This is a genomic window from Methylobacillus sp., from assembly GCF_036844465.1.
GTDB lineage: Bacteria > Pseudomonadota > Gammaproteobacteria > Burkholderiales > Methylophilaceae > Methylobacillus.
On the sequence record NZ_DAIUFW010000007.1, the window covers coordinates 87,806 to 108,629 of the forward strand.

Consider the following 20,824-nt stretch of genomic DNA (forward strand, 5'->3'; position numbering starts at 1 on the left):
CTCGCACTTGCGCGCCGCACGAAGGCAATATCATACAGAGATTATGCCAGGCTGTGCGCTCGGGACTGCCTCAGGGCTGTTGGTACACCCAGTCGATCAGCGCATCCTGGGCCGTGCGCGAGGCCGTGGCCTTGGGATCATTCACCATGATAACCGTCACCCAGCGCCGCCCTTTGCGGTCATGCACATAACCCGCCAGCGCGCTGACGCCATTGATAGTGCCCGTTTTCAAATGCGCGCTGCCGCGCGCGGGGCTGTTGCGCAGGCGGTTGGCCATGGTGCCGTCCACCGAGGGAATGGGCAGCGCGGAAAGATATTCCGGCATCACCGGGCTGGCATAGGCAGCCCGCAGGAAATCCGCCATGTGCCTGGCCGTGATCTGCTCGTCACGCGACAGCCCGGAGCCGTTCTCCAGCACCAATTCGGGAAAGTGTAGCCCTTTGCTGGCCAGCCATGCGCGGATGGCGAAAATACCGTCCGCCTCGGTCGCGGGGCTGGCAACGCGTTCCGCCGCTATGGTCAAAAATAGCTGTCGCACCATGAGGTTGTTGCTGTATTTGTTGATAGTGCGGATGATTTCGGACAAGGGCTGGGAATCGTGCGTCACTAAGTGCTGCGCGTTTTCCGGCAAAGCCCCATAGCGCCATCCGCCTTGCAGTTTGCCACCTAGCGACAGCCAGCTGCTGCGGAACAGGCCATAGGCATACGGCCCATCTTCCAGCACGTTCAGCTCCAGGGTCTTGCTGCCGCAGGCCGCTGGATACTGGCCTTTGAAAGTCACCGCCACCCCGTCCGGCTGTGGCTCCACCACAAAGCGCAGATTGCTTTTCCAGTCTCCGCATTCGCCGCGCACCAGGTTCATTTCATCGCGGATACGAATCTCGGGCAGCGCAGGGTCTGCCTCTATGGTCAGCTTGTTTCCTGCGGGCAGGAAATAGAACGAGGTGGATTTGATATTGACGGCCAGTGCGCTGGGCGTGGCGTTGTAGGGCGCATGCGGCTTGCTATCGAATTCGGCAGCATCATGGAAGCGCCGGGCAAAATAATGGGTATCGAACACGATATCGCCGCGGATTTCGTCCACGCCCGCCAGCTTCAGGTCTTCCAGCATCGCACGCATGTCCGCCGCCAACAGATAAGGATCGCCGCGCCCTTGAATGATCAGGTTGCCATGCAGCACGCCATTTTCCAGCCTGCCATCATGGTAAACCCCGGTGCGCCAGCGATAGGCCGGGCCCAGCAGCTCCAGCCCAGCATAGGTGCTCAGCAGCTTCATGGTTGAAGCCGTCTTCATGGGCCGGTCGCTTTGATGATTAACCAACGGGGTTTGCTGATCAATCCGTTGCACGTAAACCGAAACATTTTCGGCAGGAATACCATTCTTTCTCAGCAATTCGCTGACCGGCCCCGGCAATGCAGCATGCGCGCTGACACCCGCCAGCAGCAGGAAACATCCCAGCCACAACCTCATAGACTCTCCTTGAGCGCTGCCATGGCTTGTTCCAGCATCCAGTCCATTTCGCTTTCGCTAATGACATATGGCGGCATGAAGTACACCGTATTGCCCACGGGCCGCAGCAACAGGCCGCGTTGCAGTGCTGCCTGGTAGAACCTTTGCTGGAATCCTGGCTGATCAGCCATCACATCGAATGCCCAGATCATGCCAAGGTTGCGCACATGGGCAATCGGTAAATCCTGCCATGCCGTCAGCTTGCGGTTGAGATAATCGGTTTTGCAGCGGTTGGCGGCCAGCACATCCTGCTGGACGAAAATATCCAGCGTTGCCAGCGCGGCGCTGCAGGCCAGCGCATTGCCGGTATAGCTATGCGAATGCAGGAAACCCCGCACGACGCTGTCGTCGTAAAAAGCAGCATAGATATCGTCCGTCGTCTGCACGACGGAAAGCGGCAGATAACCGCCGGTAATACCTTTCGACAAGCAAATGAAATCAGGCAATATGCCCGCCTGTTCCACCGCGAACATGGTGCCGGTGCGACCAAAGCCCACAGCAATTTCATCCGCAATCAGATGGATATCATAACGATCGCAAATCGCCCGCAAGCGTTGCAGGTATATCGGGTGATACATCGCCATGCCGGTGGCGCACTGCACCAAGGGCTCCACGATCACAGCGGCAAGCTCTCCCGCATGTTTGGCGACATAAGCCTCGGCATCGTCAGCGCATCGTAGCGCATATTGCTCAGGGCTCTCGCCAGCTTCCGCCAACCGCCAGTCCGGGCTGGGCAAGACGGCCGATTCCCGCAGCAATGGCGCGTAGGTATCCTTGAACAATGCTACATCAGTGACAGAGAGTGAGCCCAGGGTTTCGCCGTGGTAGCCGTTTTGCAAACTGAGGAAACGTGTTTTCCCAAGCTGGCCGCGGTTGCGCCAGTAGTGGAAGCTCATCTTGAGCGCAATCTCGGTGGCAGAGGCGCCGTCGGAAGCATAAAAACTGTGACCCAGGCCAGTCAGCGCGGAAAGGCGTTCGGACAATCGCACGACCGGCTCATGGGTAAAGCCAGCGAGAATCACATGTTCAAGCTGTTCCAATTGCGCCGTGATGGCGCCCTTGATCTGCGGATGATTGTGCCCGAACAGGTTGACCCACCAGGAGCTCACGCCGTCCAGGTAGCGCTTGCCATCAAAATCCTCCAGCCACACGCCCTCCCCGCGCCGGATAGGCACCAGCGGCAGGGTTTCGTGCTGCTTCATCTGCGTGCAGGGATGCCAGACGGCGGCCAGGCTACGCTGCAACAGGGATGCGTTACTATCCGCCATGCGCTCTAGAAATTTTAGTGCAGCACATAGGGTGCGGCTTCATTAGCCAGCACGATGCGGTCCGTTGCCAGCCCCAAGTCCCAGCTCGCTTCCTGCGATGCCAATTGCAGCATGGTCGTAAGAGCATGGCTCAATTCAGCGGTCATGGCCAAGCTATAAATCTCGCCAGCCTGACTATGCAACTCCAGCAGAGACTCCGTATGGTCCATATTGACCAGCTTGCAGTCAGTAATCAACACAAACGGCCCGGCATCGGTAGTTTTTGCGTCGTGATAGGCGCCGGACATCATGGCTCCCTGGCGCATCATGGGCAGAGCGATGGCACTCTGTGCGAAATGTTCCACCAACTCTTCCGCAGTTACAGCCATCATCTCCGGCATCGTCGCAGGAGAAAGCTCGCTGTCCTGCAACAATCCCCACAACACTCGGACAATGCGCCGTGTCAGCCAGGCATTCAGCTCCGTATCGTCCAGGTTGACTTTCAGCAACATGCGATCCTGCTGGGCACTGTAGCTCAAATGCAACTGATGGACCGCCATATCCTCAAACTCTTCCGACATCAAACCACTCCTGCACGACAAATCATCACGATCAAGACCGTGATTATAAGGCACACCGGGTTTCTTTGGACTGATTTACCTATCAACCCAAACACTTATCAATACAGCCAAATTCTGGGCACAAGCAGGATATTTGCATGCAATTTAACCGTCATCACTGAATACAAGCGTCAGGCAGCTTGACGGCTCAAGAGAAACGGAACTGGTGCCCCAGGGAAATTACCCGATCACAAGAGACTGGAATCCAATTTCTGTAGTCAATTAGCTTTAGCCGGAAGGTAATTTGGCAGCGCCATATGCGCCAAGGAAAGTTGTCACTGCGTTTTGCACCCAAATATCCATTTGTGCGGCTGAAGGCTTGGCAGCTGGATGGGGCAGACATTCCAGCTGCGCCTCGCCACGCACCATGCTGATGAACAACGAGGCCGCTGCGCCAGCGCCGATGGATTGAATGTTGACCTCGCCTGCTTGCGCAGCTTCGGTCAGGCAAGCCGCTATCTTTTCATTCACCACCTTGGGGCCTGTCAGATAGAACCGGCGCCCCACGTCAGGAAACCGTGGTGCTTCGGCCACGACAACGCGGAACAAGGCCATGGCGGAAGGTGAAAGCACCAGCCGCAAATAGGACATGCCCAGGTCGGCAAGGGCCGTGGCAATGCCGCCAGCAACAATCTGTATGGTAGGGACGATTCGGTCATCACCGCGCATTCGCGCTCGATTACTGCAGTGAACATCGCTTTCTTGCTGGGAAAGCAGGCGTACATCGTGGCCTTGGATACGCCTGCTTCAAGTAAATTCATCCTCCCTTGCCCTTTGGAATGCCGATGGCTTGATCGACAATGACCTTCGACAATTCCCGCCACCGCTCCGCTATTCCTTGCTTTCCTCTCATTAGTATCAGACAACCTCTACGGATTAAAGCTGTGACTCCAGCGGCAGCAACCCAATGATTCGCGCGCTAAGCCGGCGCAGCAACGAGGCTTCAGGTTCGTAGTCGTAGCGGACGACTTGCCCATCCTGGCTTGCACGCCATTCCAGCTTGTCCCCTGGCGTCAAGCGGACCTGATAGCTGCGCGCAGGCGCTGTGTCGCGCTTCCAGACCTCTTCCATCTTCGCCACCAGGTCTGCGGAATCGAACAGCACTCCCATTTCCGTGTTAAGGGAAGTCGAGCGCGGATCGAGGTTCATCGAGCCGATGAACCCCAAATGACCATCGGCAGTGAAAGCCTTGGTATGCAGGCTCGCCCTGCTCGATCCGCGCAGGGAAATATGGCTTTCCCGATTCTCCGGCCGCAGCTCCCAGAGCCCGATCCCCGCCCGAAGCAGCGGAACACGGTAACGCGCATAGCCGCCATGGACCGCTGCCACATCGGTGGCGGCGAGGGAGTTGGTCAGGACCGACACTGAAACGCCTTTTGCGGCAATGGCGGTGAGTATCGCCGTGCCTTTTTCTCCAGGGATGAAATAGGGCGAGGTAATGTCGAGTCGTTCCCGAGCAGCCTCGAACAGCGGGAGCAATTCGTGCATCAGCCAGTTCTCACCGCGCCTGCCCAGCACCTTTTGCGGCGGATCGGCGGCTACCCGTGCGGTTTCCGTCCAATAGGGCTGTTCTTGCTCGGGATCGAGAAGCGAAATCCGCTCGGCAAGGCGCCCCAGGTAAGGCTGGGCCGCCGCCTCGCTCGCTGCGGCGCTCAAGCCGGAGGCTGCTTGCGCAAGCGCCGCCTTGGGATCTTTCAGCGGCGAAAGCCTGTCGATCGGCAGCGCCACGCCGCTGTTCCAGTAGTCGTCGAAAATCTTCTCGGTCTGTGCGACGGCAGACCCCATCACCAGCACGTCCATATCACGGAAATTGGTGTTCTCCGATGCATCGAAATATTCGTCTCCGATGTTGCGCCCGCCCAGGATCGCGATACGCCCGTCGACGATCCAGGCTTTGTTGTGCATGCGCCGCGTCACGCTGTATGCCCGCAATGCCATTTCGATGCCGCGCCGCAAACTGTCTGCCCGTGCCCGGGTCGGGTTGAAGATGCGAATATCGATCTGCGGATGATGCGCCAACGCGATCATTGCGTCCCAGGTGTTGCTGGTGCCGATGTCGTCGATCAATATCCGGACGCGCACGCCGCGCTCCGCCGCTGCCAATGCATCGGCCAGAAGCAGGCGGCCCGTCAGGTCGTCGTGCCATATGTAGTACATCAGGTCCAGAGAACGCCCAGCCTTGCGTGCTGAAAGGCCGCGCGCGGCAAAGGCGTCCAGGTTCTCGGCCAATAAATGCAGGCCGCTTTCGCCAGGGTGCGCATCCGTCACGGCGCCGATGCGCTGGTCAAGCAGCATCTGCCTATCCTCCACCGGTAGCGCGTAGGAAGCTTCTCCCTGGACCCGGGCCGCGAAGACGCCATAGACCCAGGTCGCAAGCGCCGAGGCTGCGACGAATCCCAGGCAGGCTAGGACGATGATCCGTATCATGGACATCTTTCAGTGCGGTGCCCAGAAAGAATCAAGGAGCCGTATAAAAGCCATGCAGTATTGATAGGCACAGCCATCACTATACCCATCGGTACCAATCATTAGCAAGATAAGACTCCCTCACCTCACTCTAATTCATCAAAAACATTTAACAATCATTGACTTAACTTTCAGATACCGTCACGGCTACAGTACCGATAGGTTTTCGTCTGATTCTGCCTGCTGATCAAACTAGCACTTCTAAAAACAAAGGCTCATCAAAAGCCTTTGTTTTAACTGTTTTCATACACACCTCAATTGCTTATTTGGCCAGCCACGGCCTTATCCAGCATGGCTCGCAACTCCATTGGATGGACAAGGCCAGAGATACGCGTGATGATGTTCCCATCTCCATCCATCAGCACTGTAAACGGCAAAATCCCTTTTGTATTGCCCAAGTCGCGGCTGATGGCCATGGCATCAAATTCAGCCGCAACGAATGTATAGCTGGCAGGGATGGCTTGCAGGAATTCCTGTATTGCAGGCAGATCATCCGCCGCGATACCGATCACGGCTACACGACGTTGCGCATAGTCCTGGCTAATGGCCGACAAATCGGGAATTTCCTTTCTACATGGCGCACACCAGGTCGCCCAGAAATTGACCACCGTCACTCTGCCTTGTAATCCCGCGAAATCAAATGCCTTGCCTTGCTGGTCGGGATAACGATGTGAGTAGAAATCCTCCTGCTGGCCCGTATAATTTTCATCCACCACCTGGCTTCGATAGAGATAAACTCCACCACACGCCATCAGGAGCAATACAACAATCACAATGACTCGACGATAAATGCCCATGGTCACCTACGGCCTTTCGACAGGGGAAAGATAATAAGCCGCCCTCGCCTCCTGGGCGAGCCTTGCCATATTGGAGCCGGTGAGCGCCTTCATGAAGGCAACCAGATCCTGCTTCTCGACAGCGGTTAATCGCAACGGCTTCAGCAATGGGTCCAGCAGCGGGTTCTCTTCTCCGCCCTTGTCATAGAACTCGACTACGTCTTCCAGCGTCATCAAGGATCCATCATGCATGTAAGGCGCGGTCAATGCGACATTCCTCAATGTAGGCGTTTTGTATGCCCAGCGGTCGTCAGGGTTTTCCGTGATTTCAAAGCGCCCGACATCGTTGGGGATAGCTTCGCTGGCTTCATCCACCAGCGTCAAGTCCGCTTCGACAATGATGCCGGGAGCAAGCTGAATCGGCATGGTGTTGTTCTCCTGGTCGTAGGGCACGTTATTCAGTTTGTAGCCGATGCCGGTGTTGTGGAATTGCTGGTCGGTGAAGAGGGCGTTTTTCTCGCCCATGGTGTGGCATACGATGCAGCGGCCCCTGCCGGCAAATACTTTCATGCCGTTGATTTCCGAGGCGGTCATGGCCTGTTTGTCCCCACCGTACATGTAGCGGTCGAACCTGGAGTTGCCGGACACCAGGGTGCGCTCGTAGGCGGCGATGGCTTTGGTCAGCCTGTCCAGCGTGGCCTTGCCGCCAAAGGCGGCTTCGAACATGCCGTCATAGTCCGGCAGCTGGCTGACTTTTTCCACTACATAGCCCACGGCGGGATTGCCCATTTCGTTGAATGCGACGATGGGGTCAATGACCTGGTCTTCGAGGATGGGTTCGCGACCGTCGTGAAACAGCCGGTGCATGAAGGCTGCATTGACGACAGTGGGTGCGTTGCGCCGGTGGGAACGGCCTTCGATCCCCACGGACCTGGCCAGTTCATTGACGGTGAAACCTTGCTCGGGTACATGGCACATGGCGCATGAGATGGTGTTGTTGTGGGAAAGGCGACGGTCCATGAATAGCTTCCTGCCCAGCGCTACTTTTGCCATGTTCAAGGGATTGTCTTCGGGAATGTGCAGCTCGGGTAGCCCCAGTATGTCTTCTACCGGCAGCTGGTAAGTTTCGCCCTGCAAAGCGGCTGGCTTCTGTTCACCCAACTTGAAAAACAGGGCGCATATCAGCGCCCCCAACAGCATTGCCGCCATTACGATCATGGCTTGTTTATATTGTTTCCTGATGGCCATTGCCTACCCTAAATTTGCAAAAACAGCTGTTAATGCCGTGTCTGGTCAGCCATTGCCAAGGTATAAATATCGTTCAGCAGCACTTCCGGCGACAGATCCAGCGCGGAGTATATCTCCCGCACATACCCCTCGCGGTCGATCAGAAATACTTTCAGCACATGCTGATATTGCATGGTTGCCTCCCCGGTTTCCGCATCCAAAACCACCTCCACGTTCTGGCCGAAGCCATCAATGATGGGCATGAGATGATCAACATCCTGCGTGGTCAGGAAGCGCCACTCCGTCGCAGGTTTCGCCTTGCCTTGCTGCATGCTTTTCTCCATCCCTGCCATCATGACTGGCGTGTCGCGCATCGGGTCGAAACTGATATTGACAAAGCGCACCGCGCTGGCCAACGCAGGCGTTTTCTCCAGATAGCCTCTTAATGCATGCAAGGTGGTGATGGCGAACGGACATCCCTTGGCATCCGAACATGACTCATAGAAAAAAGTGAGCAAGGTGTACTTGTTTTGCGTGAACTGCGCCAGCGGAACGGCATTGCCCTGGCTGTCCAGCACCTCGTAGCTGGATGCCTTGAAAATCCTGTGCAGCTCGTATGTCCCGGCAGGCGCCAAGCCCTGCCGGGCGATCCGCGATTGCAGTTCAGCATCCATCCCATATCCCGCCTGCCTGTCAGGGCCATAGAAGGCATAGACCAGACAGGCGGCGGCTACCGCCGCCAGCCCTGCGAAGAGCCATCTGCCCCACCGTTTACGCATCATCTCCATATCTTACTGGGCGGGATCGGCGAGAAATGACGGCCCATTACGGATTGGCAGCGAACTTCAAGGCGCTTTCTGTGGACGCGCGCAACGGTTTCAAGGTCTTGAGGTCGCGCGCCTGGAATTTCATATGGTGCGCACGGCCCAGCTTCAGCTTGTAAAAGTCTATTTCGAAACCAGGCTTCAGTTCCTTGCCATCCCAGTGATACATCTTGAGGAATTGCTCGTCGTCCTTGGCTTTTTTATCCCAGTTGGCGAGCAGGGAACTCGTGAAATACACCCGCTTGCCGTCAAAGCTGGGGGAGACCATATTTACCTGTGAGCCAATCTTTTTTACATAGATTTCCTTGGGTTTGAGCGGGTTGGTCATGTCCCAGTAGCGGGTAGTGCCATCCATCATGGTGTCTATCCACATGCCTTTGCCATCGCCCGTCATGGCAATGTCGACCGGAAGCGGTATTTTGGAGGGGTCGCCGATGGTGCCGATCTCGTGCTGCTGCCATTCACCCTTGTCATCCTGCATGTAGACATAGGCCTTGGAGGTCAGCGCCGTGGTGGTGACGGCCCAGTTGGCGCCATTGGCGAACGACCAGCGGGCTTCCAGCGGCGCGCCCGGGGTGTTGAAGATCTTGATCGGCTTCATGGCTTTGTAGTCCCACATGACGGTGGTGTTGCCGAATTGCTTCATGGCGTCGGGGTCTTTCACGACCTTGCCGAGGTCGGCCATGTAGTTGTTCCAGCCGGTGAAGGAGGTGGTGAGCATGACGCTTTTCTGCGGGTTGATGGCGGCGTCGTAGCCATAGCCGTCGCCGCCGTTGGTGGTCGGCATCAGTGTGGTGCTGACATAGTCGCCGGCATTGTTGTAGATGGCTATGCCGGTTTGTCCGCCGTGGTCCTTGGCGTTGGACAGGGCGGCGACGATCATGCGGCCGGGCAGGGCGTAGAAGGTGTGGGGGCCGACCAGGCCGGTCTTGGCGACGTAGTCATTGATGGTCTTGACCAGCTTGGGCTTGGCGGGGTCGGTGCCCACGTCGAAGATGAAGATTTTGTTGCTGTCCAGCGCGCCTGCCCACATGTAGCGCCGGTCGTCGGTGAAGCCCATGTGGTGGGCTTCGCCTCGACCGCCGACAGAGAGGGTGTTGATGACCTTGCCGTAGGTTTTGGAGCTAGGGTTGGTATCCACAGTGACCAGCTTGTCGGATTCGTCGCCCATGCCCTTGACGCCCAGCGTCCAGACATAGACAAAATCCTCTTGCCCTTGCACCAGCGGCGTATAGGGGGAACAACTGGTTTCATCCGCCAGTGCAGTGGGTAATGGCATCGTCACGCCAAGCGCCAATACCATGGTGATTATCCGAGTGATTTTTCCGGGTGCAGCTATTCCAACCATCGTTTTTCTCATTTTCCTCTCCTTTGCAAAACATCGCATGAACCTTCGGCAAACGGCATACATGTCTTCATTTTCTACATCCGCTTGTCATCCGAAGTGATAAAACACACTCATCGCAACACAATATGCAAACAATGCGCACATTGCAGGGAAAAAGCAAGGCGAGGCCACAGCGCATGCCCCGCGTCAGGAGCTCCTCTCCTCCTGACGCCAAAAAGCAACATGACATGCACACTCACTTCAAACTATTTTTCTGCAAGACCAGGCCGGTTTGGGGCATGAGGTCCTGATGCAGGCGCGCGACAAATTTCTCCAGCTTGCTGCACAGGATCCGAAGCTGTCGTTGGTTCGTCCCAATGGCCTCAATGACGAACCTCAATATGAAATCATCATTGACGAAGAGCGCGCCCGCGCCCAGCAAATCAGCCTGACCGAGATCAACCAGACCATGTCCGTGGCCTGGGGCTCAGCCTACGTGAATGACTTCATTGATCGTGGCCGAGTGAAGAAAGTGTATGTACAGGGCATCAGCAGCGCCCGCATTGCGCCGGAAGACTTCAACAAATGGTTTGTGCGCAGCAACAGCGGCCAGATGGTGCCTTTCTCCGCCATTGCATCTGGTCGCTGGATCTATGGCTCACCGAAGCTCGAACGTTTCAACGGTGTGCCCGCAGTAGAAATTGTCGGCCAGCCTGCTCCTGGCGTCAGCACTGGTGAAGCACTGGCCTCCGTGGAGCGGATCATGCAGGAATTGCCTGCCGGTATTGGGCTGGCTTACACAGGCATCTCATACGAAGAAGGACAGGCAGGCTCGCAAACCACGCTGCTCTACACACTATCAGCATTGGTCATCTTCCTTTGCCTGGCAGCACTGTATGAGAGCTGGTCCGTGCCCGTGGCAGTCATGATGGTGGTTCCACTGGGCATTATTGGCGCAGTAGCAGCCACATTATTGAGAGGCCTATCTGCCGATGTTTTTTTCCAGGTGGGCTTGCTGACCACCATGGGGTTGGCTGCCAAGAACGCTATCCTGATTGTGGAATTTGCCAAGGAGCTTAAGGACAAGCACGGTAAAACCACAGTCGAGGCCGCAATCGAAGCGGCAGGCCTCAGATTGCGTCCCATCATCATGACCTCGATTGCCTTTCTGTTTGGTGTGCTGCCCATGGCGCTTGCCAATGGCCCCAGCAGTGGCAGCCAGCATTCGATCGGCACAGGGGTAGTGGGAGGCATGCTGACGGCCACATTCCTGGCTATCTTCTTCGTGCCCTTGTTCTACGTGCTGGTCGTGGATGGCATCAGAAGGAAAAAGCCAACTGCCCCACCACAGGAGCATTGATGTCATGCGTGAGACATACAACCCTACACGATCAAGCAAGATAGAAAAGGTATAGCCGTGCAGACATTGATCAACGGGTGCAGGAGTGGAATTACCGCGCTACATTGCAAGCTATCCGGAGTGCGGTCAATCAAGAGCCAAAAGTTTCCACGGTATTGGCACAATACAAGGAAAGCGCCCATCCCTTCCAGGCCAAATGATACAGCGGGAGGGGAATCCCCTCCCATGCTGTTTACCTTTCCATTCGAGCTTTTACAGCGATCATGCCATGACAACTACTTGAGGGATTGTTTTGGACGCAGGCCGATCAGCCGCCACATGGAAAGCGTCAGGACGAAACCTTCGAAACAAAGAACAAAGGGGCAGGAAACAGTGCTCCTTACCCCTCTGGACAAAAACTCTTCAGCCGCCTAGCTGGCCGGATACATCAATTCCGCAGTCCATTCTGCCTCCGGCTGCGCATATAGCTGCCAGAATCTTTCCCCGACACCCTCCGCCTCCTTGGATCCCGCGGTCACAAAAGTCGCCACCGTTACCGTGGCAATATGCACACCCTCTTTCCGCAAGCTCTCGAACAGGCCGAGGGTAAGCGTGCGTATGCCAGCCTTGCCTATGCTCAAGGATAGGTAATCTGGGCTGGGGTACAAGGCGAAACCGCCGCCAGTCAGCAAAATGGTGCCCGACTTGTTTTGCGTCATTTTCGCGCTTGCTGCCTGGACAGCCGCCAGCGCGCCACCGATATTCACCGCCAGGTCGCCGACAAAACTCTCGCGCGGCTGTGATTGCAAAGTCGCCTGTCTTAGGTTGGCGGCGTTGTAATGCAATACATCAATCGCGCCGTATTGCTGCTCAACCGCGGATACCAAGGCTGCCACTGCCGCAGGATCGCTGGCATCTACCGTCCTGGTTTCCGCCTGATACCCTTTATCCTGCAATTGCGCTGCCAGCGCAGCTGTTTTGTCTGCATTGCGCGCACTCAACACGATGCGAAAACCTTCGCGGGCGAAGCGTTCTGCAGTAGCCAACCCATTCCCCGGGCCTGAACCGATACTCAAAAAAGTTTTCATATTGCCTCCTATATCATGCAATCGTTGATCAATTACGGCAGGTTTCCCCGCCCTTCCCACACTTAAACCGTCAAGACAATCTTGCCGAACTGCTGGTTGGATTCCAGGTAACGATGCGCCGCCACGACCTCTTCCAGCGGGAATGTCTTTCCCACCAAGGGTTTCAGCTTGCCGGAAGCGAGCCCATCGACAATAAAGGTTTTGACGCGCTCGATCGCTACCTTGTCCATGGTGTATTCAAACAGTTCATAACCCCGAATGGTCAATCTCTTGCCAAACACGTCCAGGAATGGCAATGATGCAGGTTCTGGACTCAACGCACCGTAGGCAATCAAGATACCTGATGGGGCGGCAGCCTGGACCAGTTGTCCAAATACCGGCCCGCCCACCGGGTCGAATACCACGCGAGCGCCCGCACCATTGGTGATGCGCCGCACCTCCGCAACGATATCCTGAGTATCGGTGGCGATGACATGCCTGGCTCCCATTTCCAGCAAACGCTGCTTTTTATCCTCGCTGCGCGTCAATGCGACAGGGATAGCGCCCACCATATTCGCCAACTGGATGGCGGCCAGCCCCACACTGCTGGAAGCGGCAGGAATCAATAGCACATCATCCTTCGCCAGCCTGGCAATTGCGACCAGCGCGCCATATACCGTCGCATACTGCATCCAGGTCGCAGCCGCTTCTTCCCAACTCAGGCCCACAGGATGCTTGACCACGGCAAAAGCGGGCGCCACCACTTGCTCGCCATACATTGCATAATCATTCATCATGAAGGCAGGAATCACGCTGACGGCATCTCCCGCAGCGAAACCTGTCACTCCGGCACCCACCGACTCTATGATCCCTGATGCTTCATACCCTATCCCGGAACCAGGAAAGGTCGGCCCAACCACATACGCCCCCGAACGAAACATGGATTCGGCACGATTCAACCCGATAGCCTTCACATTGATACGCACCTCTCCTGCATTGGGTGTGCGCACAGGCACATCCACCACCTTGAGCACCTCCGGCCCGCCCACCTGGTCAAACTGCACTACTCTTGCCATGACAAACTCCTGTGATTAATTTACAGGCATTGTGCTGACTTATTTACAACAGATAAACCATGTAATATTGAAAATATTATTTACCAATAGTAATCAATTATGGACCGCTTCAATAGCATGCAAGTATTCATTGCCGTGGTGGAATTCGGTAGTTTCACGGCTGCCGCCAATGCGCTGAGGCTTTCGCAGGCCATGGTGAGCAAGCATATCAATACATTGGAAGATCGGTTGGGCTCCACCTTGCTGAACCGCACTACCCGGCGTTTGCATCTGACCGAAATAGGCAGTAACTATTACCAGCGCTGCAAGGAAATCATCCGGCAAGTGGAAGAGGCGGAAGCTGGCGCGGAAATCATGCGCGGCAGCCCCAAAGGCAGCTTGAAAGTGAGCGCTTCCATCTGGTTTGGCGCATTTGCCCTGGCACCGATCATCAGCGATTACTTGTTGCAATATCCCGAAGTCAATATCAACCTGGATTTATCCGACCGCTTCGTGGATATTATTGATGAAGGGTTTGATGTCGCCATCCGTATCGGCGAACTGCAAGACTCGATGTATATCGCCCGCCAGCTTTCCCTGTTCGAACTGGCCATTTGCGCCTCACCGGCATACCTTGCCAGGGCAGGTATGCCCCATCACCCGGCCGACCTGCAATCGCACCAGTGTCTGGGGTTCACCAACTGGAGAAATCACAGCGGCTGGAAAATCCTGCAACAAGGGGCGGTTGGCAGAAAACCATTGTCTTCCCGGTTCGACTCCAACAATGGACAGGCTTTGCGGGCTGCAGCACTGAAAGGCATTGGCATCATCATGATGCCCAAAGTACTGATGACCGAAGACCTGGAAAAAGGCACACTGGTAGAAGTGCTGAAAGCCTATACACCAGCCCCAAGGCCAGTGAATGCGGTTTATCCCAAGGAAAAGCAGACCACGCCCAAACTAACCGCATTTATCGAGTTTCTGACCGAGGCTTTAAACAGCCCGCATTAAGGGAATCCGCTGTTCGGCAAACGACCTCGGCGCTTTCAGGATATGGCCTATGTACGATCAATCGCCTGCAGCACAGACTGCATCAAGCCGGGAAACTTCTGCTCGATTTCGGCAAGGCGCAGGGAGTTCAAGTGCTCTTTACCCTCAATGAGAGTTTCGACCAGTCCGGCAGCACGCAATATCTTGAAATGATGCGACATGCTGGACTTGGGCCGGTTCAGCTCCAACTCGTTGCACGCCATTTGCCGCCCTTCCCGCGCCAATAGTGCAATGATCTCAAGCCGCGCAGGATCGGAAAGCGCATGCATGATGTCCGTCAACTCGATCTGCTCGATGGAAGGGTGTTTGATTTGTCTCATGGGCAAAATTTAACATAGTCGTTGCCATAGTCCTATGGTTCGAATATATTGGAACCATAGAAGTTAAACCTGAATCAATTTCCACATTCAACCCAGATCATCAACATTCATCACAATCAAGAGAGATCAATATGGCAGATTTATTCTCATCCTACCGCCTGAAAGATGTCGAACTAAGAAATCGCATCGCCGTGCCACCGATGTGCCAGTACAAGGCCATCGACGGCTTGGCCAACGATTGGCACACCGCGCATTATGCGGCGCTGGCGCGCGGTGGCAGCGGGCTGGTGGTGGTCGAAGCCACGGCCGTCGCGCCGGAAGGCCGCATCACTCCACATTGTCTTGGTCTCTGGAATGACGCCCAAGCGGAGAAATTGCGCGAGATTGCAGCCCTGATCAAGGCCGCTGGGGCTGTACCCGGCATCCAGATCGCCCACGCGGGCCGTAAGGCCAGCGCCAACATTCCCTGGGAAGGCGATGATCATATCCCTGAAAACGACCCGCGCGGCTGGCAACCCATTGCGCCCTCGGCCAAGGCGTTCGGCGGCTTGTTGCCGCGCGTGCCTACCGCCATGAGCGTTGCCGACATCCAACGGGTGCAGCAAAACTTCATCGACGCCGCCCGACGTGCTGTAGAAGCGGGGTTCGAATGGCTGGAGCTGCACTTCGCGCACGGCTACCTGGCGCAAAGCTTCACCTCCAGCCACTCCAACCTGCGTACCGATGAATATGGCGGCAATGCGGCAAACCGGGGCCGCTTCACGCGCGAAACCCTGGCTGCCGTGCGCAAGGTCTGGCCGGAAAACCTGCCATTGACCGCACGTTTCGGCGTGCTGGAATTCGACGGGCAAGATGAGCAGACCTTGAGCGAATCCATCCAGCTGGTCAATGACTGGAAACAGCTTGGCCTGGACATGCTCAGCGTCAGCATCGGCTTCAGCACGCCCGAGGCCAGGATTCCCTGGGGGCCTGCGTTCCTTGCCTCGATTGCCCAGCGCGTGCGCAACGAGGCCAATATCCCTGTTTCATCTGCCTGGGGCTTCGGCGCGCCCGACCTTGCCGACCAGGCCATCCGCAACGAACAGCTGGACATCGCGATGATAGGCCGTGCCCACCTGGAAAACCCGCACTGGACTTACCAAGCGGCCAAAGAGCTGAACAAGGAAAATCCGGCCTGGGTGCTTCCGCCTCCTTATGCCCATTGGCTGGCACGTTACCATGACCCAAGGCAACGCTGACAATCTCTGCCATCCCGATTAGCCCAACCGGCTAATCGGACTGAACACAATCAACCTTTCTGCACATAAGGCAGGATCAATCTACACACATCTTTCATCAATCAGCTGCTTATGAGCGAGCATTCTGAATCAGCATTTTCGCCAATGACTTGGCATGACTGATAGATTCACTGCTTTCCTGATTCCGCTCCGTGATGGCAGCTCCTTCCACGACCAAAGCCAATTGCATAGCCAAAGTCTCGGCTTGCGTGATGCCCGCTTTAACCGCCAATTCGGCGATCTGACTTCTCAACTGCTTGGAAAACTCACACGAAACCTGATTGACGGGATTATCCGGCTGAGGGAACTCAACCCCGGCGCTGATGGAGGCAAAGCCCTTGAAATCCTTGTCTCCAATAATATCCAGGAGAGCGGAAACCCAGGTTTCAAGGTCCGCCAATGCATTTTCTTGCCGTGAAACATCGGCCAGCTTTTGCCAGAGTTTCTCATCCTGGGCGCGAAGATACTCGATGATGAGCAGTTCCTTGGACTTGAAATATTTGTATAACGTCACCTGAGGGATTGCAAACAGCAAAAATGTCGTTTGCAACTTAACTTCAGACTCCCACCTCATTCAAATCAGACACTTGAAAATAATATAGCAAAATCAATTTCTTAGAGTTTGCAACTCAATATGAGATCGAACATATTTTTTGCAATCAAATTCGAGATTTAGCTAAGCATATGTTTTTGTAAGAGAATTAATAATCTCCTGGACTGGGCTTGAATTGCCCCTTTTATCTCAGCCATGTCTGGACTTACCATCTTAAACAACGATGCCCCATATAGGCCATGATGGCACTGGGTACAATCATCCCGAGTACATACCACACAGCCAAGAATGGTGCCGCCATTTCTGGGCAATGCAATGCATACACACTGGCTCCAGCGCTTCCGGCCAGCCATCCGGCAATGGCACCAGTCAACACCGGCCTGGTTGGCGCAAGATTGCGTAAAGCCAATAACGCTGTAGCACCCACAGGCAAGGCTAGAAACATGATATTCATGATGCAAACCCGCCAGGTTTTTCCCCATAACAATTCGGGACGCACCGCTAGGTCTGTGACATTCCAGGTCCAGATAGCCCATCCCCACAACACAACGATGGGAATAGCCAGCACCCAATACCCAAGCAAGGGCAATTTTCCGGGATGTGCCAACGCGAACACAAATATAAATCCAATAATGACATTGGCCATGGGCACTCCCAGTTTCATCCAGAAAGCAAAACTGGTACTGATTTCTTTTAAATCAGGTCTGACGCCATAGATCATCAACAGTAATATGAAAGATATCGCCACACCTGCCAGCAATGCCGAGCTGATGCGTTTTTCGGCCGCATATTGTGGAACCGGTTGTGCGCCTGTTGTGATGATCTTGATCAATTCATCGGTTTTCATGCTTGCTCCTTCCACATTTTTGCCAGTGCTTTCATGCCACGATGTACGCCAACCTTAATCGCGGATACTGACATTCCCGTCATGGCTGCTGCTTCTGCAACTGACCGACCCTCCAACTTTGTATGCTGTATGGGTAAGCGTTGATGTGCTGGTAATGCATCAAGCATCGTGCCTAGGTCTTTCTTTGACTCATTGGCGGCTTCATCGGAAATTGCCAGCCATTCGGCATCATCCTCCAAAGGCTCATGCAGGGCTTCAAGTTTGGATCGGCGACGGAAGTAGTCGATCATTTTGTAGCGTGCCACGGCATACAGCCATGGGGTCAAGGGTTCACTTCTGCGATATGTATGACGTTGGGTATGAATGGCCAGCAAAGTCTCCTGCAGTAAATCTTCCACTTCATCAGGAGCACTACTAAGACGCCGCCTTAAATACGCCCTCAGTACTGAACTGACCTGCTGTAGAAAGCACTGATAGGACTCAGCATTACCGTCAAGGGCTCTCAGCATCAAATTGCGCAGTTCTTGTTCCATCATGATCTAGAGAATTCGCTGAAGAAGGGGTAAAGGTTACAGATAGCCATAGAAAAATATTTAATTATTTTTTAAGCCTCAGTGTAACCATGAGTTGTTCAAGAGCGTATTAGCAAGAGAACATTGTGTTTTGCCTCACCAGGTGCTCACGATGTATCTCAACCTCAATAGGAGCCTTACCATGAACATCAAACACTTGGCTGCATTAGCCACCGCCATTATTGCCACTTCTACATTTGCTGGTAGCCCTGCAGAAAAAAAATGTAGTGCTGGCACATGCAGTAAAAAGGAAGTCTCTTCGGAGAAGAAAGATGCCTCATGCTCGAAAAAAGAGGCTACCACCGAGCAAAATGATGCCTCTCCCTCCAAGAAAGAGGTCTCTTGCAGCAAAAAAGAAGCCTCCTGCTCTAAGAAATAAGGACATTGCCATGGCTGGACTGGGTTACCGAGGTGAAATGGCAAACTGGGATATGTCGTCAGTGGAGGCTGATTTTTTTGAAGTAGCGCCTGAAAACTGGATCAAACGAGACAGATCACCACTCTACAAGCTATTGGAATCAGGTCGCCCAGTCAGGCTGCATGGTGTATCACTTAGCCTTGGTGGACAAGCTCCCATCCAGCAGGAGTTTCTGATGGATGTACGTGAACTGATGAAAGACCTAGGTACAGACTACTACTCTGATCATCTGGCAGCCAGTGGCGATGCCCATCAACTGTATGATCTATTTCCTATCCCGTTTACTCACAGCGAAGTAATCCGCATCAGTGACCGCATCAAGCAAGTGCAGGATATATTGGGCCTCAGGATCGCCGTAGAAAATACCACTTACTACACCAATGTTGGAGAAATGAATGAGGTGGAGTTCTTGATGCAAGTGGTTGAAAGAGCCGATTGCAACATATTGCTCGATATCAACAACATTGCCGTGAACCACAAGAATCACTTCCTGACGGACGTGCATAATTTTGTATCCCATGTGGATATGCAGCGCGTCACTTATATGCACGTAGCTGGCCATGAGTTTGATGCGCGTTTTGGTTTGTATATTGATACCCATAGCCAAACCGTGGAGACCCAAACCAGAGAAGTTGCACTTGCATTACTCCAACAACATCACATCCCCATTTTGCTCGAGTGGGACAACGACATTCCAGCTCTGACCACCATCAATCAAGAACTAACATGCTTGAAGACTTCTATCTCTACATAAGAGGGGCGACTGAGGTCATTCCGCACGGATACAGCGAAGCCGGGATGCGGGCTTATCGCCATCTTGTACTCCTTGGGGCTAGCCAAATGATAGAAGCGCACTTTCCGGCGATCCGCCAGCAATTGGGTGAGCCCGCATGGAAAGAATTAATACAGGCCTTCGTTCGCCAGTCTGCCTGGACATCGCATTATTATGGAGATCTCAAAGATGAATTCCTGGCATTCCTTGCACACGAAAGCGACAGAGAAGATACATGATCTTGGGTTACTCGGACTCAGGGTATGGGCTGCTCAGGAGTTTATTGGGGCAGGTTATACAAAACTGAGTGGTGGGGTTAATGCACCAGAATGGTTCAGTGGCTTGCAGTTTCCCTTTCCGCTACATTTCCTTGGCCCTGATCCGAATTGGATAGCTGCGGGGGTGGGAGAACTCTTATTGGGAGTTGCCTTACTGCTTGGCGTGTACAGTCGATTAGCAGCTCTAGGATTGTTGTATATCACCTTTGTAGCGATATATACCGTCCATTTTGATTTAGGCTGGGCTGGGTGGAATCAGATTGATACAGAGGCAGGTCTCGGGTTCAAGGTACCGCTGATGCTGGCTTTAATGCTATTTACGATATTAACTCAGGGAAGTGGACGTTATAGTGTTGACGAGAAATTCTTATCAACTAAAAAATACTTCAAACCGCTTGATTGAATAGGACACTAATAGGTACACAGACTCTTGCTGGTTAACGCCATTGCTCTGTTTCATGCACACAAACCCCGAAGCGAATGCAGAGCGATATTTTGCCTACTTGCGACACCTCGATAACAATCTGCTTGGCTCATCTGCACACTAGCCTTTGGTCGTGCACTCGGGTAGCTTCATGCAATATCCGTGGCAGCGGCGCAATGGCGAAGCCATACGGCGTCAGTTTGCTCACTATTGATTCTATAAACTGGGGTTCGTCCTTTGGTTTCAGAAGAAGCGTCAAACTGAGTGCTGGAGGAAATTCAGGCTTACAGCCACAAGTTCGGTAGAACACATCTCTCCGCTCGTCTGCAATTTAAATCCAAATTTATCTAGCGAATTGTTCTCACTCGTTTACATCATAGTAGGCTTGGGAGCTTGGTGCATCAATCTTGCCTTGCCCTATGATGAAAAACAGCCGGTTTTCATCCACAGAAATATGATGTGTCCTGCTTTCCGAAGGCACTTGATAGTCCGCCGCAAAAGGCTTCAAGGCCCGGCAAATCAAATAGAACTGCTCTTTCGCCGTGCTCTCGAAACCGATGCATTCACTTTCCAGATCAGTATAGGCGCTGATCTTCCCGCGTTTTTGCACAGAATGAATCAATGTGCGATACGTCATGCGACCATGCTTGATCTCGACCTGCCCCTGCGATTGACCAAGGGCACTCACCCCAAATTTGATCCGGGTTTGGGATAGCTCTTCAATACTTGTCGATAGATACGTTTTTCCATCCTTTTCCGACAAGGCGTCTGCGAGATCGTGGTGTTCTCCACAGCCTTGCAAGGCTAACAGTATGAAACTGGTCGCCACCGCTCCAGCAGTTGTGTATTGCATGC

Annotated in this window: 24 protein-coding genes; 8 read left to right on the top strand and 16 right to left on the bottom strand. The window is 54.2% G+C overall.

The window, feature by feature from the left end:
• Positions 1-70: 70 nt before the first annotated feature.
• The 9 genes from dacB to V7Z75_RS10535 all read right to left on the bottom strand — a co-directional run bounded on the left by dacB (position 71) and on the right by V7Z75_RS10535 (position 10,030).
• A complete protein-coding gene (dacB, locus tag V7Z75_RS10495) occupies positions 71-1,471 on the bottom strand; it encodes a D-alanyl-D-alanine carboxypeptidase/D-alanyl-D-alanine endopeptidase (RefSeq protein WP_334108584.1) in 1,401 nt (466 codons plus the stop codon).
• On the bottom strand, positions 1,468-2,778 hold the full coding sequence (locus tag V7Z75_RS10500; protein WP_334108586.1) for an adenosylmethionine--8-amino-7-oxononanoate transaminase: 1,311 nt from the start codon (positions 2,776-2,778) through the stop codon (positions 1,468-1,470). Before V7Z75_RS10500 ends, dacB begins: the two co-directional genes overlap by 4 nt.
• A gap of 14 nt (positions 2,779-2,792) precedes the next feature.
• Positions 2,793-3,338 carry a hypothetical protein gene (locus V7Z75_RS10505; RefSeq protein ID WP_334108588.1) on the bottom strand — a complete coding sequence of 182 codons (546 nt, stop codon included), beginning with the start codon at positions 3,336-3,338 and terminating at the stop codon, positions 2,793-2,795.
• A gap of 267 nt (positions 3,339-3,605) precedes the next feature.
• Complete coding sequence (locus tag V7Z75_RS10510) at positions 3,606-4,046, bottom strand: TetR/AcrR family transcriptional regulator C-terminal domain-containing protein (protein ID WP_334108589.1); 441 nt, start codon at positions 4,044-4,046, stop codon at positions 3,606-3,608.
• Positions 4,047-4,253: 207 nt separating this feature from the next.
• Positions 4,254-5,804, bottom strand: coding sequence for a phospholipase D family protein (locus tag V7Z75_RS10515; protein WP_334108591.1), 1,551 nt, complete (start codon positions 5,802-5,804; stop codon positions 4,254-4,256).
• A 293-nt stretch (positions 5,805-6,097) separates the two neighbouring features.
• Positions 6,098-6,640 carry a TlpA disulfide reductase family protein gene (locus V7Z75_RS10520; RefSeq protein WP_334108592.1) on the bottom strand — a complete coding sequence of 181 codons (543 nt, stop codon included), beginning with the start codon at positions 6,638-6,640 and terminating at the stop codon, positions 6,098-6,100.
• A 6-nt stretch (positions 6,641-6,646) separates the two neighbouring features.
• Positions 6,647-7,867 carry a cytochrome-c peroxidase gene (locus V7Z75_RS10525; protein ID WP_334108594.1) on the bottom strand — a complete coding sequence of 407 codons (1,221 nt, stop codon included), beginning with the start codon at positions 7,865-7,867 and terminating at the stop codon, positions 6,647-6,649.
• Positions 7,868-7,896: 29 nt separating this feature from the next.
• Positions 7,897-8,628, bottom strand: a complete 732-nt coding sequence (locus tag V7Z75_RS10530) for an SCO family protein (protein WP_334108596.1) — start codon at positions 8,626-8,628, stop codon at positions 7,897-7,899.
• A gap of 43 nt (positions 8,629-8,671) precedes the next feature.
• Positions 8,672-10,030 (bottom strand): selenium-binding protein SBP56-related protein, encoded by a 1,359-nt coding sequence (locus tag V7Z75_RS10535; protein WP_334108597.1) that lies wholly within the window; start codon positions 10,028-10,030, stop codon positions 8,672-8,674.
• A 241-nt stretch (positions 10,031-10,271) separates the two neighbouring features.
• Here V7Z75_RS10535 and V7Z75_RS10540 point away from each other — a divergent pair, with 241 nt between their 5' ends.
• Together V7Z75_RS10540 and V7Z75_RS10545 are read left to right on the top strand one after the other, a co-directional pair.
• A complete protein-coding gene (locus V7Z75_RS10540; RefSeq protein ID WP_334108740.1) occupies positions 10,272-11,357 on the top strand; it encodes an efflux RND transporter permease subunit in 1,086 nt (361 codons plus the stop codon).
• 65 nt (positions 11,358-11,422) lie between these two features.
• Positions 11,423-11,557: a formaldehyde-activating enzyme gene (locus tag V7Z75_RS10545; protein ID WP_442919910.1), complete on the top strand. Its 135-nt coding sequence runs from the start codon at positions 11,423-11,425 to the stop codon at positions 11,555-11,557.
• 210 nt (positions 11,558-11,767) lie between these two features.
• Here the strand turns inward: V7Z75_RS10545 and V7Z75_RS10550 are convergent, their stop codons facing one another.
• Positions 11,768-12,424, bottom strand: a complete 657-nt coding sequence (locus V7Z75_RS10550) for an SDR family oxidoreductase (RefSeq protein ID WP_334108599.1) — start codon at positions 12,422-12,424, stop codon at positions 11,768-11,770.
• A 62-nt stretch (positions 12,425-12,486) separates the two neighbouring features.
• Positions 12,487-13,479, bottom strand: a complete 993-nt coding sequence (locus V7Z75_RS10555; RefSeq protein WP_334108601.1) for a zinc-dependent alcohol dehydrogenase family protein — start codon at positions 13,477-13,479, stop codon at positions 12,487-12,489.
• Between the two features lie 117 nt (positions 13,480-13,596).
• Here V7Z75_RS10555 and V7Z75_RS10560 point away from each other — a divergent pair, with 117 nt between their 5' ends.
• Positions 13,597-14,469, top strand: a complete 873-nt coding sequence (locus V7Z75_RS10560; RefSeq protein WP_334108603.1) for a LysR family transcriptional regulator — start codon at positions 13,597-13,599, stop codon at positions 14,467-14,469.
• Positions 14,470-14,516: 47 nt separating this feature from the next.
• On the opposite strand, the gene V7Z75_RS10565 is transcribed toward V7Z75_RS10560, so the two are convergent.
• A complete protein-coding gene (locus V7Z75_RS10565; protein WP_334108604.1) occupies positions 14,517-14,828 on the bottom strand; it encodes an ArsR/SmtB family transcription factor in 312 nt (103 codons plus the stop codon).
• Positions 14,829-14,959: 131 nt separating this feature from the next.
• Here V7Z75_RS10565 and V7Z75_RS10570 point away from each other — a divergent pair, with 131 nt between their 5' ends.
• Positions 14,960-16,066, top strand: a complete 1,107-nt coding sequence (locus V7Z75_RS10570; protein ID WP_334108606.1) for an NADH:flavin oxidoreductase/NADH oxidase — start codon at positions 14,960-14,962, stop codon at positions 16,064-16,066.
• Positions 16,067-16,175: 109 nt separating this feature from the next.
• On the opposite strand, the gene V7Z75_RS10575 is transcribed toward V7Z75_RS10570, so the two are convergent.
• The 3 genes from V7Z75_RS10575 to V7Z75_RS10585 form a co-directional block, all read right to left on the bottom strand.
• The gene (locus V7Z75_RS10575) at positions 16,176-16,619 is read right to left on the bottom strand and encodes a TetR/AcrR family transcriptional regulator (protein WP_334108608.1); all 444 of its coding nucleotides are present in this window, start codon (positions 16,617-16,619) and stop codon (positions 16,176-16,178) included.
• Between the two features lie 244 nt (positions 16,620-16,863).
• The gene (locus V7Z75_RS10580; protein ID WP_334108609.1) at positions 16,864-17,505 is read right to left on the bottom strand and encodes a DUF1109 domain-containing protein; all 642 of its coding nucleotides are present in this window, start codon (positions 17,503-17,505) and stop codon (positions 16,864-16,866) included.
• On the bottom strand, positions 17,502-18,041 hold the full coding sequence (locus V7Z75_RS10585; RefSeq protein WP_334108611.1) for a sigma-70 family RNA polymerase sigma factor: 540 nt from the start codon (positions 18,039-18,041) through the stop codon (positions 17,502-17,504). The genes V7Z75_RS10580 and V7Z75_RS10585 overlap by 4 nt, the downstream gene beginning before the upstream one ends.
• A 178-nt stretch (positions 18,042-18,219) precedes the next feature.
• Here V7Z75_RS10585 and V7Z75_RS10590 point away from each other — a divergent pair, with 178 nt between their 5' ends.
• The 4 genes from V7Z75_RS10590 to V7Z75_RS10605 are packed head-to-tail and all read left to right on the top strand — an operon-like array spanning position 18,220 to position 19,948.
• Entirely contained in the window at positions 18,220-18,456 is a 237-nt protein-coding gene (locus V7Z75_RS10590) for a hypothetical protein (RefSeq protein WP_334108613.1), read from the top strand.
• A gap of 10 nt (positions 18,457-18,466) precedes the next feature.
• Positions 18,467-19,249, top strand: a complete 783-nt coding sequence (locus V7Z75_RS10595) for a DUF692 domain-containing protein (protein ID WP_334108614.1) — start codon at positions 18,467-18,469, stop codon at positions 19,247-19,249.
• A complete protein-coding gene (locus tag V7Z75_RS10600) occupies positions 19,222-19,506 on the top strand; it encodes an HvfC/BufC family peptide modification chaperone (RefSeq protein WP_334108616.1) in 285 nt (94 codons plus the stop codon). The genes V7Z75_RS10595 and V7Z75_RS10600 overlap by 28 nt, the downstream gene beginning before the upstream one ends.
• Complete coding sequence (locus V7Z75_RS10605) at positions 19,457-19,948, top strand: DoxX family protein (protein ID WP_334108617.1); 492 nt, start codon at positions 19,457-19,459, stop codon at positions 19,946-19,948. Before V7Z75_RS10600 ends, V7Z75_RS10605 begins: the two co-directional genes overlap by 50 nt.
• A 382-nt stretch (positions 19,949-20,330) precedes the next feature.
• On the opposite strand, the gene V7Z75_RS10610 is transcribed toward V7Z75_RS10605, so the two are convergent.
• Positions 20,331-20,822 (bottom strand): hypothetical protein, encoded by a 492-nt coding sequence (locus V7Z75_RS10610; protein ID WP_334108619.1) that lies wholly within the window; start codon positions 20,820-20,822, stop codon positions 20,331-20,333.
• Positions 20,823-20,824 lie beyond the last annotated feature (2 nt).

Bases quoted from the DNA above. Each gene is read 5' to 3' on its own strand.
- dacB (WP_334108584.1), bottom strand. From the start codon at position 1,471: ATGAGGTTGTGGCTGGGATGTTTCCTGCTGCTGGCGGGTGTCAGCGCG.
- V7Z75_RS10500 (WP_334108586.1), bottom strand. From the start codon at position 2,778: ATGGCGGATAGTAACGCATCCCTGTTGCAGCGTAGCCTGGCCGCCGTC.
- V7Z75_RS10505 (WP_334108588.1), bottom strand. From the start codon at position 3,338: ATGTCGGAAGAGTTTGAGGATATGGCGGTCCATCAGTTGCATTTGAGC.
- V7Z75_RS10510 (WP_334108589.1), bottom strand. From the start codon at position 4,046: ATGCGCGGTGATGACCGAATCGTCCCTACCATACAGATTGTTGCTGGC.
- V7Z75_RS10515 (WP_334108591.1), bottom strand. From the start codon at position 5,804: ATGATACGGATCATCGTCCTAGCCTGCCTGGGATTCGTCGCAGCCTCG.
- V7Z75_RS10520 (WP_334108592.1), bottom strand. From the start codon at position 6,640: ATGGGCATTTATCGTCGAGTCATTGTGATTGTTGTATTGCTCCTGATG.
- V7Z75_RS10525 (WP_334108594.1), bottom strand. From the start codon at position 7,867: ATGGCCATCAGGAAACAATATAAACAAGCCATGATCGTAATGGCGGCA.
- V7Z75_RS10530 (WP_334108596.1), bottom strand. From the start codon at position 8,628: ATGATGCGTAAACGGTGGGGCAGATGGCTCTTCGCAGGGCTGGCGGCG.
- V7Z75_RS10535 (WP_334108597.1), bottom strand. From the start codon at position 10,030: ATGAGAAAAACGATGGTTGGAATAGCTGCACCCGGAAAAATCACTCGG.
- V7Z75_RS10550 (WP_334108599.1), bottom strand. From the start codon at position 12,424: ATGAAAACTTTTTTGAGTATCGGTTCAGGCCCGGGGAATGGGTTGGCT.
- V7Z75_RS10555 (WP_334108601.1), bottom strand. From the start codon at position 13,479: ATGGCAAGAGTAGTGCAGTTTGACCAGGTGGGCGGGCCGGAGGTGCTC.
- V7Z75_RS10560 (WP_334108603.1), top strand. From the start codon at position 13,597: ATGCAAGTATTCATTGCCGTGGTGGAATTCGGTAGTTTCACGGCTGCC.
- V7Z75_RS10565 (WP_334108604.1), bottom strand. From the start codon at position 14,828: ATGAGACAAATCAAACACCCTTCCATCGAGCAGATCGAGTTGACGGAC.
- V7Z75_RS10570 (WP_334108606.1), top strand. From the start codon at position 14,960: ATGGCAGATTTATTCTCATCCTACCGCCTGAAAGATGTCGAACTAAGA.
- V7Z75_RS10580 (WP_334108609.1), bottom strand. From the start codon at position 17,505: ATGAAAACCGATGAATTGATCAAGATCATCACAACAGGCGCACAACCG.
- V7Z75_RS10585 (WP_334108611.1), bottom strand. From the start codon at position 18,041: ATGATGGAACAAGAACTGCGCAATTTGATGCTGAGAGCCCTTGACGGT.
- V7Z75_RS10590 (WP_334108613.1), top strand. From the start codon at position 18,220: ATGAACATCAAACACTTGGCTGCATTAGCCACCGCCATTATTGCCACT.
- V7Z75_RS10595 (WP_334108614.1), top strand. From the start codon at position 18,467: ATGGCTGGACTGGGTTACCGAGGTGAAATGGCAAACTGGGATATGTCG.
- V7Z75_RS10600 (WP_334108616.1), top strand. From the start codon at position 19,222: ATGCTTGAAGACTTCTATCTCTACATAAGAGGGGCGACTGAGGTCATT.
- V7Z75_RS10605 (WP_334108617.1), top strand. From the start codon at position 19,457: ATGAATTCCTGGCATTCCTTGCACACGAAAGCGACAGAGAAGATACAT.
- V7Z75_RS10610 (WP_334108619.1), bottom strand. From the start codon at position 20,822: ATGCAATACACAACTGCTGGAGCGGTGGCGACCAGTTTCATACTGTTA.